The following is a 13,191-nucleotide window of genomic DNA, read 5'->3' on the forward strand; positions in this document are numbered from 1 at the left end:
GTGTGCCGGGCCGCACCGACAGCCCCAGCCCGGCCCGGCCCGTCAATCGATCGCGTCCAGGCCGCGCTCGATGATCTCCCGCAGCGCGGCAGCCTTCTCCAGCCCTCGCTCCTGCGCGTAGGCGTCCACCTGCGCCCACCGCTCCGGCGACAGCCGCACCTCCCGCTTCGGCCCGACCGACGGCCGGCCCACCGTGGTGCCCTCCTCCGGCAGCCCAGTGAAGTACCGCTCCACGGCGTCCTGGTGCTGGCTGCGTATCAGCCAGTCCCGGGCCACATCCGGCGGAACGTACTCATAGCGGGCCATGGTGTCGTGGTACTGACTCCAGGAGCACAGCACCCACTTCCCGCCCCGGGTGCGGTACAGCTCCTGGTGGTGGCCCATCTTCTCGGTGGCCAGGGACATCTGGCCGTCCCGGCCGCCGGTCGCCTCTTCGAAACGCTCGGCCTTGTCGGGGTCGAACCAGCCCGCCGCGCGGGGCGTGACGGGCTCGTCGGGGTGAGCATGCGCAGGGCGGCTGTAGTCGTAGATCCCGGTGCGTGCCATGGCAGGTGCTCCTGTCAGGTCAGAGGGAGGCGAAGGGGCGCTCGGTGAAGTGGGCGTCGGCCTCGCAGTCGGGGCAGACGAACGCGACGCGGTCGAGGCTGTCGCGGCGCAGGATGGATGCGCCGTAGGTGCCGCACTCGGCGCAGGCGAGGCCCCGCTGGGGGTGGTGGGTGTTGGGGGCGGGTTCGGCCCAGGTCATGCCGGGGTCGGTGTCGCCGAGTTCGCGGCGGCGGCCGGTGAGGATCTGCCGCGTGGTGCCGCGCGTGGTGCGCACCTGCACGATGGCGTAGTTCTTCTCCACCAGGCGGCCGTCCTTGAGGCGGACGGCGGCGGTGTAGTGGGTGCCGTGGTCGCCGGGCGTGTCGGTGGGGGCTTCCTTGGCGGCGTCCAGGGCGGCACGGAATGCGGTGGTGGGCAGATGGACCATGCGCGTGTCGCCGGTGGTCTGGTAGGTGGGGGCGATGGTGGTGGTGTCCCAGCCGGCGCGCTGGCAGAGGGTGGCGAGGCGGAGGCGCCCGGCGGCCCACTGGGAGGCGCGGTTGAGGTTGGCGGCGACCTGGGAGAGGGAGGTGTGGACGCCGTAGTCGCGGAGGCTGTCGAGGAGGTCGCGGGCGTGCTGCTGGTCGTCTTTGGTGAGTTTGTTCCAGGTGGTCATGGTGGTCTCCCTCCCATCGCGGCATTTCCGCATGTGTTAACCATGGCAGGGATTAGCGCATGCGTCAATTATGGCTGCAATGGGCAACGGCCCTGACGCGCCGCCCCGCTGTCACACCCCCGTGCGACACTGCCGTCCGTGGTGACTGTGCCTGAGCTCGTGGCCGTTGAGGGCCGCCGCCTCGGCCTGGACGAGCGCATGGTGGCCGAGGTGTACGACGCCCTCACCTGTGAGGAGGGCCCCGGCCGGCCGTGGCCGGACGACGACGTCGTCCAGGTGATGGAGTCCCTCATCGTGCCCGACTGGGCCTCCCCGGACACCATCGCCGCCATTGTGCGCGGAGTGGTCGCAGCAGACCGGAAGGAACTCGGGTAGACGGCGGCGCCTACCGGGTCGGCAGGCCGAGCCTCAGCACCCACATGGTGACGGTCTCGCGCGTCACCCCCAGCTCCTCGGCGATCTCAGCGATACCCCGGCCATCTGCCCACAGTGCCCGCAGGCGGGCTTCGGACTGCTCCAGCTTGGGCATCCTCCGTGCCCGGCGCGGCGGGAGCCCCAGCTCCGCGACCCGACGGCGCAGGGTGGGCAATGCGACGCCGAGTTCGGCGGCGATCGATCTCACGGTCCGCTCCTGGTCCGCCCACATCTCCGCGACCTTGTCGAGCTGGTCCGCGCGCCGGGCCGCCTGCCGTGGCGGGAGCCCTTCCTCCTGCGCCCACTTGTGCACGGTGACGCGGCTGATCCCCAGCTCCTCGGCGATGCTGGTGGGGCTGCGGTCCGGGTCGGCCCACAGCTCCCCCAAGCGGCGCCGGGCGTCCGCGCTGTCCCGTCCTGACCGGCGTGGGGGCAGTTCGGCTTTCGCTGCCCAGCGATGCACGGTAACCGGGGTGACGCCGAGTTCAGCCGCGATGTCCCGCACTCTCGCCCCGTCGGCCCACAGCTCCCGCAGCCTCGGCATGGCCTGGTCCAGCGTCGTGGCCGGGCGACTCCGAGGCCCGCCCAGCTCCCCTGCCTGCTGGGCCTCGCCCTCGGTCACGGGCTGCTGTCGAGGAGCGCGACCCGGCCGGGTTGCCCCGATCCTCTCGATCCAGTTCAGGACCGACTGGTCGCTGACCCCCAGCTCCCGGGCCATCTCCGTGACGCTCCTGCCCTCCTCCAGCAGTTCCTCCAGCCGCTCTCTGCTCTCGGCGAACCGTGCCCCTGGAGGCTTGGCCCGGGGCGGGAGCCCCAGCTGGCGAGCCCACTGCCACACCGTGTTATCGGACGCCCCGAGGGTCTTGCCGATCTCGAGTACCGTGATGCTGCGGTCGGCCCACAGCTCCCGCAACTGCGCCACCCGGTCCGCCGTCAGCAGGATCTTCCAGCTCGGCGAGGTCTCCCGGGCTGCCCCCGTCAGCAGGGCGACGACCGCGGCTTCCGCCTGGGCGACCCCCGGCCGCCCTCGCAGATCCTCCAGCTCACTATCTGACAGGCCGCACACATACGCCGCCAGGCCCGCATCACCCGCGGTCCGCGTCAAGGCGGCCAGGTAGTCCCCGACCCGCGCCGCCTGCTGTACTTCCTCGGGGTATCCGTCCAAGGCGGCGCGCAGTTCACCGTCCCGGCTGGCCTGGGCACCTAGGCGAGCGACGGGCAGGCCGACGCCGTCGGCCGCCGCTTCCGGCCGCGATCCTGCCCGCAGCGCGTCCAGCACCGTGCGCCGCTGCTCCAGGGTCATGCCGCGGTAGCGGCCGGTCTCGGCGTTGTGGGCGGTGCGGCAGCGCGGGCACCGGCCGCCCCTTCGCCACCCGGAGGGGGTGCCGCAGAAACGACCGGCCTCGGCGCAGTGCTTGATCACCGAGTCCCGCTTCCCGCGTCGCTGGCGTAGGTGATGGCCAGGCCGGGCACCTCCTGGGCGACCCGGGCGACGACAGCGCGGTGCCAGGACGCGGGGAACGGGATCTCGGGGTGCGCCTTGTGGTATTCGGTGTCGTCGCGGTAGGTGATCACCCCGGGTTCGGGCATGTCCATCAGCGCGGTGATGAGGCCGCTGACGAACTCCCCGGTGCGGCGCTCCAGGTCCTCGATCTCCAGGCGGACGCCGTCGGGGATGACGTAGGTGCCGGCTTCCCAGTGGCGTACCGTGCGGCCGGTCACGCGCAGGTGGGCGGCGAGCCAGTCCACGGACAGGCCCAGGAATTCGCGCACGACGCGCAGTTCGGCGGGGGTCATCCGCTCGTCCTCGGGCATCCCGGGCGGGTCACTGTGGGCGCGTTCGGTGTTCTTGGCGTTCACGTCGGTCTCTCCAGGGGTGGGCCCCGGCCGACTCGCGGCCGGGGCTGTGGGGGTGGGTCTTGGTCAGCGGGCTGCGGGCTCGACGGTGACGGTGCAGCCGGTGGGCACTGCCTCCCACCGTCCGGTCAGGTGCCAGCCGGCCGCCTCCAGGGCGTCCTCGGCCTGCTTAATGGCGTCGGTGCCGTCGGCGTCGTGCCGGGCGTCCAGCTCGGCGCGGAAGAGGGGGTCACCGAAGGAGGAGCGGGCACCCCGGTCGTCGGGGCTGTCGCCGCGGATCTCGTCCTCCAGGACGACCACGTCGCAGTGGTCACCGTCCAGGACGGAGCGGTCGGTGCTGAGCCAGGCGGTGAAGTAGCGGGACATAGCGGTTCCCTTCTGAGGGTTGGTGGTGGGTGGTGAGGCGGTTCACAGGGCGGCGACGGCGGCCTCGACGCCGGCGAAGGCAGCGGCGACCAGGTCCACGGTCTCGCGGTCGCCGTTGAGGTAGCGGACCTCGTAGGCGCGGGCGCCGTAGTGCAGGGCGACCAGGCGGCCCTCGGCGACGTCGAAGTACAGCTTCTGGACGGCGCTGGCGATACCGGCGGCGCGGCCGTTGGCGATGCCGCGGCCGTTCAGGGCGGCGGAGGAGACGTTGCCGGTGCGGTAGTGGGTCAGCTCCAGGCCGATGAAGCCGGCGATGTTGTTGAGGTAGACGCGGTCCTTGCCGGCCTTGGTCCAGCGCCGGCCGCCGATCGCGATGATGTCGTCGGCGGTCAGCGGCTTGGGGGCGGCCGGCTTGTCGAGGCTGATGCGGTACTCCAGGCTGGCCTCGTCGATGTCCCAGCCGTGGCCGGTCTTGACGGCGGCGACGGCCCCCATGCGGCACCAAGTGCGGATGGTCGCGACGGTGCGGTTGGCCTTGGCGGCGGCGAGGGTGGTGTTCATGGCCGGTTCCTCCCGGTCGGGTCTGGGGCTGATCCCCTTGACCTGATGACACCATCATAGCTTCCAAATACGGAAGCCGCAAGCCTGGGTGCAGGCAGAACCCACCGGGCGCCCCCAACCCACCCCGTGCTGCAATCACCCCATGAGGACGGACATCGCGCATGGCGCCCCCAATAAGGTCCAGCCCGGCTCAGTCACCCCGCCGCGGATGAGGAACGCCCTCAGGGGAGAAGAGGACGTTCAAGGGCCGGGTGTAGTCGGCGGTGCTCATCGGCCGCGCCTCAGGGCCCCAGTCCTCCTCCCACTGGACTTTCGTGCCCGACTCACCGACTACACCGCCGACCGTGCACCTCCGCCAGGCGCCGCGGCCCGCGCTCACATCCCTCCTCATGCCCAGCCAAACGCCCGGTCGGCTGGTCCGACCCTCGATAACATGCCGTATTGCCGGTTCCACCACTTCCCTCGTTCCCCGGCGAACCGTCATAGAGATAGTGGATAATGACAGTTATCCCATACACGCGAGTGAGGAGAAGGACGTGAGCAAGGACCCCAACGCTTGCGGCGCGCGACCGCTGTACGGCAGCGCCCGCTGCCACCTGCCAAGCGGACATGACGGGAAGCACCGTGCCCGCGTAGCTGTAGGCGGGGAGATCGTGTACGCCGACAGCTACGTGAACCTGGTCGATCGAGCGGGACGCACCACGGCGGTCCGATGACGCCCCTCGTCCCCCGCCCGTCGGCGGAGCTGTCGACTGACCGTCACGACCCGCGCGACGACTGGCCGTCCGAAGCCCGCGCCCTCGCCGACCACCTCACCGCCATCTACGGCGACCGCGACCCGCTGCCCACCGTCGCCGGAGGATGGTGCGCCCGCCAGCGCTCCCGCCACACCCGCCGCGCCTACGCCCGCGCGTTCCTGCGCTGGGAGACCTACACCCGGGAAGCCGGCATCCACCCCCTGCAAGCAAGGCTTCCCCTCGCCGACGCCTACGCCTCCTACCTGGAGACCGCGCCGACCATGCGCCGCGTCAAGGGCGGACGCCGGAACGAGATGACCCCCACCGGGCCACCCCTGTCCGACTCCGGCCGCGCCCAAGCCCTCTCAGCCGCCGGGTCCTTCTACACCTACGCCGTCCGCGTCCAAGCCGCCCCCGCCAGCCCGTTCACCTCCATCAACCGGCCCCTCATCGACCCCGACCACTCACCCACCGAAGGCATGCTCCCCGAGGAGACCGCCGCCCTCATCGAAACCGCCCACACCTGGCACCCCCGCTCCTACGCCCTCGTCACCCTGCTCTACCTCCTCGGCCCCCGCGTCGACGAGATCCTGTCCCTCAACGCTGGCCAGCTCGGCTACGACCGCGGCCACCGCACCCTCCCCCTCACCCTCAAGGGAGGAAAGCGGAAGCCCGTCCCCGTCCCGCCGCTCGCCCTCGACGCCCTCCTGACCTACCTCAACGGGCGCCGCGACGGCCCGCTGTTCGCGACGAGCACAGGGCAGCGCTGGACGGAGCCCCAGGTGTGGAAGCACCTGCGGATGCTCGCCCGCCGCGCCGGCATCCCGCAGGCCAACAGCATCAAGCCCCACACCCTGCGGCACGGCTTCATCACCGACAGCCTGGAGAACAAGGTCCCGCTGCAGGACGTGCAAGACGCTGTCGGACACGCCGATCCGCGTACCACCCAGCGGTACAACCGTCGCCGACGCCGCCTCGACGACCACCCTGCTTACGCCCTCGCCGCGAGCCTGGCCGTCCGTCTCCGGCCTGGCGACGCCTGACCCCCGGCAGCGCAACGGCCCTGCTCAGCTGCAGCCAGGCGCGTTCCTGCGGAGCCGTGTGCGGTCAGGAGGGCAGGTCAGACTTCCGTTGGGCGCCCTCCGGCCACACCACATCTACCGGAAGTCCGCGTTCCCGAGCGGCCATCACCACGTCCGCGGTGCCGCCGCCCTTCCCACCGGGAGGCGCACCGTTCCACACCGCGACCAGCCGGTCCGCGCGGCCCAGGAGAACTTCGTTGGCCGCCTCGTAGGCCGCCCGGTCGGCGGTCTCGCACGGCATGACCAACACCTCATCAGCCGCAGCGGCCAGCCGGTCGAAGAGCGCGGCGTGCTCCGGCTTGACCTTCCGCGCCCGGTAGTCGCGGGAGGGCAGGACCACCGCCAGCCGGCCGCCGATTTCCAGCACCGCCTCAGCGAACAGCGCGTCGGCGCCCGCGGCGATGCAGGACACCCCTACGAGTTCGGCCGGGTCATGCCCGGCAAGCAGCTCCTTCAGCGCTGCGCGCACCAGCGGTTCGGTCTCCGCGGTGATGTCCATGTGCCCGGTCACCGAGATCGTCGTCAACTCGCCCTCCTAGCTGGCCAGTGCAGTGCGAATACGGTCACGCGCCTCGCGGACAGGCGCCAGATCACGCCCCACCGTATAGCGGTAGAGGGCACCGAGCTTGACCCGAACGCGTCCCGACTGCGTCCTGGCCGCCGCGTCCACCGCGCGGTGTGTGTCCTCCACGCCGGATGCGAGATCGCCGGCGATGAACCGGGCCTCGGCCAGGCCGATGAGGTCCAAGGCGTGGCTGCGGGCGGCCTCCTCGCCTCGCAGCCGCAGCGCCTCCGTGATATGGGCCGCGGCTTGGTCGGCGAACCGGCGGTCCGCGCGGGCCATGCTCAGATACCGGCCGCCTGTCACGCCCGCGAGTTCGGCTTGGTCGAAGTAGCCGATCCAGTGCGGCTCGCCCTCCTGTGCTGCCTCGGGGAGGGCTTCGCGGGCCTGCTCCGTGGCCCGGTGGAACGCGGCTGGGCGGCCCATCGCCGCATACGCCCACGCTTCCCTGGTGTGCAGCATCGCTCTGGTGCGCTCTCCATGGGCGCCTTGGGAACCTTCCTGCGCGAGGCGCACCAGTTCCAGTGCGTCTTGTGGCCTGTCCTGATACAGCAACTGCCGGGCCATGCCCGCCAGGACGTTCGCCCCAAACGCCCTGTCCTCGCCGGCGTGTGAAGCGTGAAGCGCGAGGCGGTAGTAGTCCTGGGCGCGGCGCTGATGACCGCAGTCCCAGGCCATGATCGCGGCGGTCTCGGAGAGCTGGGCCATGACTTGGTACAGGCGTTGTTCGATCGGGTCGGTCTGGTGGTCGGAAAGCGCGGCGGCGACCTCGTTGAGCTGGCCAATCACGGCCTTCTGGCGCAGGCCGCCGCCGAAGCGGTGGTCCCACTGCCGGAAGACGCGGGCGGTCTGCTCCAGCTCGTCGACGTCGCGGGCGCCAAGGCGGCCGGTGCTGCGCTGCAAGCGGCGGACGCCGACGGTGTTGAGCCACCCGTCCAGGGCGTCGAGCAGGGCGGGCCCGGTGGTGAGGGCGGCGGTAAGGGCACGGGAAGCGGTACGGCGGTCCATCACGAGATCGGTCCTTGTCATACGCAGGGCAAGGTCCACAGCGGCAACGGGCTGCCAGGCGTCAGCAGGGATGGTGTCGGGGGGTGAGGGGCCGGCTGGCCGCCGGTCGTCCTGTTCCCACCGCCGCGGGGTAAGGCCGACCATGTGCCCGGGAATGCGCAGGCCGTCGGCGATCCGAGAGATTACCTGGTAAGACGTGACCCGGTGGGTGCCTTTGAGGATGGTGGAGACCTTGCCTGGAGTGAGGGCACAGGCGGCAGCGATGCGGTTCTGAGAGAGACCGCCGTATTTCTTGATGATGCTGAATGCGGCGGAGAAATCGTGCTCGGCGAGGGCTTGGCGCAGGTCGGGGCGGTCCAGTAACTCGGCGGGGACGGGGGCGGCCTGGTCTGGGGTGGGGGGCATCGGGCACCTCAAGTCCGGTCCGGTGGTTCTGTCGGGCACAACGAGCCTATTACCGCTGCGGTAACCCTCGCTGGGAATCCCGGAAGGGCAGGCGCGGCGGGAACCTCGTGTGTATGAGCCGAGGACACACCCGCGGTGATGCCTGGGATTGGCCTGAGGGCACTCCGCTGCATCAGATGGTTCCCATTCCTCCGGTCGGGGGCGAGCCGGGGCCGGCTGGCGACGATGGCGGCGGCCCTGCGGGCGGGGCCGGGGAGGAGGAGCAGTGAGCAGCGCGCAGCCGTGCATCCACTGCCACCAGGTCACCGGGCGGCCCATCATGGTCGCGAGCGTGGAGCAGAACAGCGGCGCCGGCTGGGCCGGGTACGCCTGCCCCGCCCACGCCCACCACTACCGCACCGCCGGGGACCTCGCCGCAGCCCTCGCCGGGCACCGGCAGGTGTGCAGCCACTGCCACCTCACCGGCGCCGACTGCCCGACCGCGGCCGCGCTCCGCGAGGCGCACGAACACGCCGCGGCGGCCGGGGCCGAGCGGTGAGCAGCACCGTCCTCGCCCCGGCCTGCGCCACTGCGGACCAGGTAGGGGCTCCGGAGATGCACCGCTGGTGCCACGGCACCTACGCCATGACCATCCCCGCCTCCGGCCCGGTACCCGTCGCCCGGCAACGCTGCGACTGCGAGTGCCACACGGCTACGGCGGAGGAGGAGGCGCCTCCGGCAGCAGATCACCCGGCGGCACCCGGAGGGCCTGGGCGATCTGGAGAAGGCGGGACAGCGGCAGATCGGTGAGCGCCAGCTCGTAGCGGACCACCGTCCGCCGCTCGACCTCCAGGAGCTCGGCGAGCTGCTCCTGGCTCAGGCGTGCCCGGGTGCGCGCGTCGCGGATACGGCGGCCGGTCTCAAGCCGCCCGGACGTGACGTGATCATGGGGCACCCCGCCACGCTGAGCGGATCAGGCCAGGATGTCTGTGCCATGAGGTGTGACAGTTTCTCGCGCGGCCGGACGGGTATCACCGGTGGCATGTGCCGCGTGTAAGCCGCATTCATCGGCATGCCTATGTCACAATCAAACGCGCGTTCGAATCGCGCCCCAGAGTCGGCCGCCGTCGGCCACCGCCCCCCCAGGCAGGCCGGCGGCGGTCCCGTTTCCCGGACGGCCCACCGGGGTACGGGAGGACGTACCCAGAGGAGGGTGCAGCCTCGTAGAGCCGGGGCCGGTGCGCACTGCACCGGCCCCGGCCTTTTTGCGCTTCGGCCGAGCACCGGCCGAGCAGATGATCTTGGCGGCGCTCACGCCCACGCACGCGGGATACCGGTCGGAGGCCGACCGCAGGTCAGGGTCCTGCATCCGTGCGGGTGTGCGGTAGGCCGTGTGGGACTCGAACCCACAACCAACGGATTAAAAGTCCGCTGCTCTGCCAATTGAGCTAACGGCCCGCAGGGGAGAGCATAGCCCGGCGCCTGTGGACGGCTCGAAGGGATTCGGCCGGTCAGGCGCCGGGCGTCACTCGGTCAGTTGCCGCGGTTCCAGCGGGGCTTGTCGGCCCGCCGGTCGAACGAGCGGCTGCCGCGGTGGTCGTAGCGGGAGTCACCGCGGGAGTCGTGGCGGCGGAAGCCGCCCGTCCGGTTGTCGTCGCGGCGGTTGTAGGGGCGACGGTCGTCGCGGCGCTGGTAACCGCCGCCGTTGCCGGACGGGCGGTCCTCGCGGCGCTGGTAGCCCGAGGGGCGGTCCTCGCGGCGCTGGTAGCCGCCGCCGTTGCTGTTGCCGGAGCGGTCCTCGCGGCGCTGGTAGGGGCGGCGTTCCCGGTCGTCCCGCTCCTGGTTGCGCGACCGGTCACGGTCCCGGTCCCGGTCGCGGTCGCGGTCACGGTCCTCGCGGTCGCGCTTGCGCGCCTCCCGCTCCAGGGCGGCGGCGTCGGCGGCGGCCTCGGCCTCGCGCCGGGCGCCGGCCGCGGCGAGCGCCTCCGCCGGGTCGTCGCCGCGTTCCTCGGCGGCGCGGGCGACCAGGCGGTCGGTCTCGCCGCGCAGTTCGGCCGCGCGCGTCTGGGCGCGCTCCAGCTCCCGGGTGAGCCGGGCCACCTCGCGCTCCGCGTGCCGGGCGGCCTGCGCCGCCGAGTCGGCCTGGAGCTCGGTCAGCGAGCGGGCGCCGGTGATCCGGGCCAGCTCGTCGTCGAACAGCCCGCCGCGGCCCAGGATGTGCCGGGAGGCGTGCACCCCGGCGTCCTCCATCAGGCGGAAGACGGTGCGGCGCTGGTGCGGCAGAGCCAGCGAGACGACCGTGCCGGACTGGCCGGCCCGGGCGGTGCGTCCGGAGCGGTGCAGATAGTCCTTGTGGTCGCCGGCCGGGTCGACATTCAGCACCAGGTCGATGCCGTCCACATGGATGCCGCGGGCGGCCACATCGGTGGCGACCAGGGCGTGGATCTTGCCGTCCTTGAAGTCGGCCAGCGTGCGGGTACGGGCGCCCTGGGTCATGCCGCCGTGCAGCGCGTCCGCCCGCACGCCCGCCTCGCGGAGCTGCTCGGCGACCCGGTCGGCGCCGAGCTGGGTGCGGACGAAGACGATGGTGCGGCCCTTGCGGGCGGCGATGGCCGTGGTGACCGGTGCCTTGTCGCGCGGCTTCACCACCAGCACATGGTGGGACATGGTGGTGACCGCGCCCTTGGCGGCGTCCACCTCATGGCTCACCGGGTCGCTCAGATAGCGCTTGACCAGGGTGTCGATCTCCTTCTCCATGGTGGCGGAGAAGAGCATCCGCTGGCCGTCGGCCGGCAACTGGTCCAGCAGTTCGGTGACCTCGGGCAGGAAGCCCAGATCGGCCATCTGGTCGGCCTCGTCCAGAACGGCGACCTCGACGTCGTCCAGGCTGCACGACTTGCGGCCGATGAGGTCGCGCAGCCGGCCCGGGGTGGCGACCAGGATGTCCACGCCGCGCTCCAGGGCACTGATCTGGTTGGCCATGGAGGTGCCGCCGCAGACCACCTTCAGCCGCAGGCCGAGCACGTCGCCGTACGGCTGGAGGGCGTCGGAGACCTGCATGGCGAGCTCGCGGGTCGGGGTGAGGATGACGCCGCGCGGGCGCTTGCGGGCGGTGGAACCGCCGGCCAGGCGGGCCAGCAGCGGCAGGCCGAAGGTGAGGGTCTTGCCGGAGCCGGTACGGCCGCGGCCGAGCACGTCCAGCCCGCCGAGCGCGTCCGGGATGGCCGCGGCCTGGATCGGGAACGGGACGGTGACGCCGTTCTCGGCCAGCTTGCGCACCACCGCGGTGGGCAGGCCGAGGTCGGCGAAGGTGGTGGTGGGCTCGTCGTCGGCTGAGGGCACCAGGCCGGCGAGGTCCTGGGCCAGGTCATGGGTGGGTGCGGACATGCAGAAACAAACCTTCCGGAGTCTTTGGCACGCGCCCGAAAACTCCGCAGGTCACATGAACCGCCTGTCCGCGGTCGCTACGGAAGAGCCAAGGAACGCGCCACACGGCGCGCAATCAGGGCGCCGGGCTAGGATGCAAACAGCCTCCGAGCTTACGCACGGTCGCCTGCCGCGCGCAAACGGGCGTACGTCACAGTGCGCCGTCCTCCGGGTCCTGGCCGGGGTCCGGCTCCGGCTCGGGCTCGGGATCGGTGGACGGCTCGGGCTCGGGATCGGGATCGGCGGTCGGGCCGGTGGGCGTGGGTGAGGGCTCCTCGGGGCCGGGACCCGCGGAGGGCGAGGGGCGGCCGGAGCCGGGCGGGGACGCGGTGTCGTCCCCGGTGGGCTCCGGCGCGGGTGCGGCCGGATCGCCGGAGGGCGAGCCCGGCCCGGTGCCGCCGCCGTCACCGGCCTTGCCGTCGGTGCCCGCTTCCTGCCGGTCCTGCTCTCCCCCGCCGGCCGGACCGGCCGGACCGGGGGTGCGCACGGTGACCTCGTCCCCGGCGCCGCCGGCTTCGCCATGGGCGCCGCCGTCCGGGTCGCCGGTGCCGAGGCGGTCGGGCCGGGCGGGCCAGGGTTCGCCGCCGTCCGGGGTGGGCTCGGGGCCCGGCTCCTCGGAGGCGTAGCCGGCCTCGGCGGGCCGGTCGGCGGGCCGCTCGGGGTGGACACTCATACAGCCGGTGAGCAGCCCGGTGGGCAGGCCGGTGAGGAGCAGGGCGGCGGGCAGGGAACGACGGAGGGCGCGGCGCACGGGAGGGAACCTCCGGGGGGACGGCTGCGGGCTTCGCCCTGCCCAACTCCCTTACCCGTTCGCAGGACACGGCCCGGGCCGGAGCGAGCCGTCCGTCAGGCGTAGCCGAGGTGGTGCAGCCGCTCGTCGTCGATGCCGAAGTGGTGGGCGATCTCGTGCACGACGGTGATCTCGATCTCGTCCCGCACCAGGTCGCGGTCGCCGCCCTCGCGCTCCGCCATCCGCAGCGTGGGGCCCATGTAGACGGAGATGCGGTCGGGCAGGACGCCCGCGTACCACTCGCCGCGCTCGGTGAGCGGGGTGCCCTCGTACAGGCCGAGCAGTTCCGGGTCCTCGGGCGGCGGCTCGTCCTCGACGAACACGGCGACGTTGTCCATCAGCCGCGTCAGCTCCGGAGGGATCCGGTCCAGGGCCTGCCCGACCAGATCCTCGAACTCCTCTCGGCTCATCTGCAGCACACCGCCATTGTGCGCCACCGGGGACGGCTCCCGGCCCCCGAGGTGAGAACGTTTTGGCGATCGGTCGTGATTTCGCCTATGCTCTTGCTGTCCCCGACGGCGCCGACAGCGCCCAGGCGGGCCACCAGCCCTCATCGTCTAGTGGCCTAGGACGCCGCCCTTTCAAGGCGGTAGCACGGGTTCGAATCCCGTTGGGGGCACGGCAGTATCTCTGGTCCTGTGGAGCAGTTTGGAGTGCTCGCCACCCTGTCAAGGTGGAGGCCGCGGGTTCAAATCCCGTCAGGACCGCTCCGGCTGGGTAGCTCAGTTGGTACGAGCGTCCGCCTGAAAAGCGGAAGGTCGCCGGTTCGACCCCGGCCCCAGCCACCTTCTTCACCAGCACAA

15 protein-coding genes and 4 tRNA genes are annotated in these 13,191 nt (G+C 72.0%); 6 read left to right on the forward strand and 13 right to left on the reverse strand.

Annotated elements, in window-relative coordinates; all coding sequences use genetic code 11:
* Nucleotides 1–42: 42 nt before the first annotated feature.
* Together BM242_RS18390 and BM242_RS18395 are read right to left on the reverse strand one after the other, a co-directional pair.
* Complete coding sequence (locus BM242_RS18390; protein WP_093839971.1) at nucleotides 43–546, reverse strand: hypothetical protein; 504 nt, start codon at nucleotides 544–546, stop codon at nucleotides 43–45.
* 19 nt (nucleotides 547–565) lie between these two features.
* Nucleotides 566–1,201: a hypothetical protein gene (locus tag BM242_RS18395; protein ID WP_093839972.1), complete on the reverse strand. Its 636-nt coding sequence runs from the start codon at nucleotides 1,199–1,201 to the stop codon at nucleotides 566–568.
* A gap of 138 nt (nucleotides 1,202–1,339) precedes the next feature.
* On the opposite strand from BM242_RS18395, the gene BM242_RS18400 reads away from it, so the two are divergent.
* On the forward strand, nucleotides 1,340–1,576 hold the full coding sequence (locus tag BM242_RS18400) for a hypothetical protein (protein WP_139238368.1): 237 nt from the start codon (nucleotides 1,340–1,342) through the stop codon (nucleotides 1,574–1,576).
* Between the two features lie 10 nt (nucleotides 1,577–1,586).
* On the opposite strand, the gene BM242_RS18405 is transcribed toward BM242_RS18400, so the two are convergent.
* The 4 genes from BM242_RS18405 to BM242_RS18420 all read right to left on the reverse strand — a co-directional run bounded on the left by BM242_RS18405 (nucleotide 1,587) and on the right by BM242_RS18420 (nucleotide 4,399).
* Nucleotides 1,587–3,038, reverse strand: coding sequence for a Clp protease N-terminal domain-containing protein (locus BM242_RS18405; RefSeq protein ID WP_093839974.1), 1,452 nt, complete (start codon nucleotides 3,036–3,038; stop codon nucleotides 1,587–1,589).
* A complete protein-coding gene (locus BM242_RS18410) occupies nucleotides 3,035–3,475 on the reverse strand; it encodes a helix-turn-helix domain-containing protein (protein WP_245834257.1) in 441 nt (146 codons plus the stop codon). The genes BM242_RS18405 and BM242_RS18410 overlap by 4 nt, the downstream gene beginning before the upstream one ends.
* 63 nt (nucleotides 3,476–3,538) lie before the next feature.
* Complete coding sequence (locus BM242_RS18415) at nucleotides 3,539–3,838, reverse strand: hypothetical protein (protein ID WP_093839975.1); 300 nt, start codon at nucleotides 3,836–3,838, stop codon at nucleotides 3,539–3,541.
* 42 nt (nucleotides 3,839–3,880) lie between these two features.
* Complete coding sequence (locus BM242_RS18420) at nucleotides 3,881–4,399, reverse strand: hypothetical protein (protein ID WP_093839976.1); 519 nt, start codon at nucleotides 4,397–4,399, stop codon at nucleotides 3,881–3,883.
* Nucleotides 4,400–5,111: 712 nt separating this feature from the next.
* Here BM242_RS18420 and BM242_RS30885 point away from each other — a divergent pair.
* Nucleotides 5,112–6,179 (forward strand): tyrosine-type recombinase/integrase, encoded by a 1,068-nt coding sequence (locus BM242_RS30885; protein ID WP_093839977.1) that lies wholly within the window; start codon nucleotides 5,112–5,114, stop codon nucleotides 6,177–6,179.
* A gap of 64 nt (nucleotides 6,180–6,243) precedes the next feature.
* Here the strand turns inward: BM242_RS30885 and BM242_RS18430 are convergent, their stop codons facing one another.
* Both BM242_RS18430 and BM242_RS18435 read right to left on the reverse strand, forming a co-directional pair.
* Nucleotides 6,244–6,744 carry a hypothetical protein gene (locus BM242_RS18430; RefSeq protein WP_093839978.1) on the reverse strand — a complete coding sequence of 167 codons (501 nt, stop codon included), beginning with the start codon at nucleotides 6,742–6,744 and terminating at the stop codon, nucleotides 6,244–6,246.
* A 9-nt stretch (nucleotides 6,745–6,753) separates the two neighbouring features.
* Nucleotides 6,754–8,193 carry an NsdA family TPR-like regulatory protein gene (locus BM242_RS18435; RefSeq protein ID WP_093839979.1) on the reverse strand — a complete coding sequence of 480 codons (1,440 nt, stop codon included), beginning with the start codon at nucleotides 8,191–8,193 and terminating at the stop codon, nucleotides 6,754–6,756.
* Between the two features lie 265 nt (nucleotides 8,194–8,458).
* On the opposite strand from BM242_RS18435, the gene BM242_RS18440 reads away from it, so the two are divergent.
* Nucleotides 8,459–8,731 carry a hypothetical protein gene (locus BM242_RS18440; RefSeq protein WP_093839980.1) on the forward strand — a complete coding sequence of 91 codons (273 nt, stop codon included), beginning with the start codon at nucleotides 8,459–8,461 and terminating at the stop codon, nucleotides 8,729–8,731.
* A gap of 153 nt (nucleotides 8,732–8,884) precedes the next feature.
* Here the strand turns inward: BM242_RS18440 and BM242_RS18445 are convergent, their stop codons facing one another.
* From BM242_RS18445 to BM242_RS18465, 5 genes are all read right to left on the reverse strand, one after another.
* The gene (locus BM242_RS18445) at nucleotides 8,885–9,127 is read right to left on the reverse strand and encodes a helix-turn-helix transcriptional regulator (protein ID WP_093839981.1); all 243 of its coding nucleotides are present in this window, start codon (nucleotides 9,125–9,127) and stop codon (nucleotides 8,885–8,887) included.
* Nucleotides 9,128–9,557: 430 nt separating this feature from the next.
* Nucleotides 9,558–9,630, reverse strand: a tRNA-Lys gene (locus BM242_RS18450).
* 75 nt (nucleotides 9,631–9,705) lie between these two features.
* Nucleotides 9,706–11,559, reverse strand: a complete 1,854-nt coding sequence (locus BM242_RS18455) for a DEAD/DEAH box helicase (protein WP_093839982.1) — start codon at nucleotides 11,557–11,559, stop codon at nucleotides 9,706–9,708.
* A 190-nt stretch (nucleotides 11,560–11,749) separates the two neighbouring features.
* On the reverse strand, nucleotides 11,750–12,349 hold the full coding sequence (locus tag BM242_RS18460) for a hypothetical protein (RefSeq protein ID WP_093839983.1): 600 nt from the start codon (nucleotides 12,347–12,349) through the stop codon (nucleotides 11,750–11,752).
* A gap of 95 nt (nucleotides 12,350–12,444) precedes the next feature.
* Complete coding sequence (locus BM242_RS18465) at nucleotides 12,445–12,798, reverse strand: metallopeptidase family protein (RefSeq protein ID WP_093840085.1); 354 nt, start codon at nucleotides 12,796–12,798, stop codon at nucleotides 12,445–12,447.
* Between the two features lie 136 nt (nucleotides 12,799–12,934).
* On the opposite strand from BM242_RS18465, the gene BM242_RS18470 reads away from it, so the two are divergent.
* The 3 genes from BM242_RS18470 (at nucleotide 12,935) to BM242_RS18480 (ending at nucleotide 13,173) form a co-directional block, all read left to right on the forward strand.
* A tRNA-Glu gene (locus BM242_RS18470) sits at nucleotides 12,935–13,007 on the forward strand.
* 13 nt (nucleotides 13,008–13,020) lie between these two features.
* Nucleotides 13,021–13,095, forward strand: a tRNA-Asp gene (locus BM242_RS18475).
* Between the two features lie 4 nt (nucleotides 13,096–13,099).
* Nucleotides 13,100–13,173: transfer RNA gene (locus BM242_RS18480), tRNA-Phe, on the forward strand.
* Nucleotides 13,174–13,191: the final 18 nt, after the last annotated feature.

Origin of the sequence: Streptomyces aidingensis, from assembly GCF_900112355.1 — a bacterium.
Taxonomy (GTDB): Bacteria; Actinomycetota; Actinomycetes; order Streptomycetales; family Streptomycetaceae; genus Streptomyces; species Streptomyces aidingensis.

Bases quoted from the DNA above. Each gene is read 5' to 3' on its own strand.
- BM242_RS18395 (WP_093839972.1), bottom strand. From the start codon at position 1,201: ATGACCACCTGGAACAAACTCACCAAAGACGACCAGCAGCACGCCCGC.
- BM242_RS18455 (WP_093839982.1), bottom strand. From the start codon at position 11,559: ATGTCCGCACCCACCCATGACCTGGCCCAGGACCTCGCCGGCCTGGTG.
- BM242_RS18465 (WP_093840085.1), bottom strand. From the start codon at position 12,798: ATGAGCCGAGAGGAGTTCGAGGATCTGGTCGGGCAGGCCCTGGACCGG.
- BM242_RS18415 (WP_093839975.1), bottom strand. From the start codon at position 3,838: ATGTCCCGCTACTTCACCGCCTGGCTCAGCACCGACCGCTCCGTCCTG.
- BM242_RS18420 (WP_093839976.1), bottom strand. From the start codon at position 4,399: ATGAACACCACCCTCGCCGCCGCCAAGGCCAACCGCACCGTCGCGACC.
- BM242_RS18435 (WP_093839979.1), bottom strand. From the start codon at position 8,193: ATGCCCCCCACCCCAGACCAGGCCGCCCCCGTCCCCGCCGAGTTACTG.
- BM242_RS30885 (WP_093839977.1), top strand. From the start codon at position 5,112: ATGACGCCCCTCGTCCCCCGCCCGTCGGCGGAGCTGTCGACTGACCGT.
- BM242_RS18390 (WP_093839971.1), bottom strand. From the start codon at position 546: ATGGCACGCACCGGGATCTACGACTACAGCCGCCCTGCGCATGCTCAC.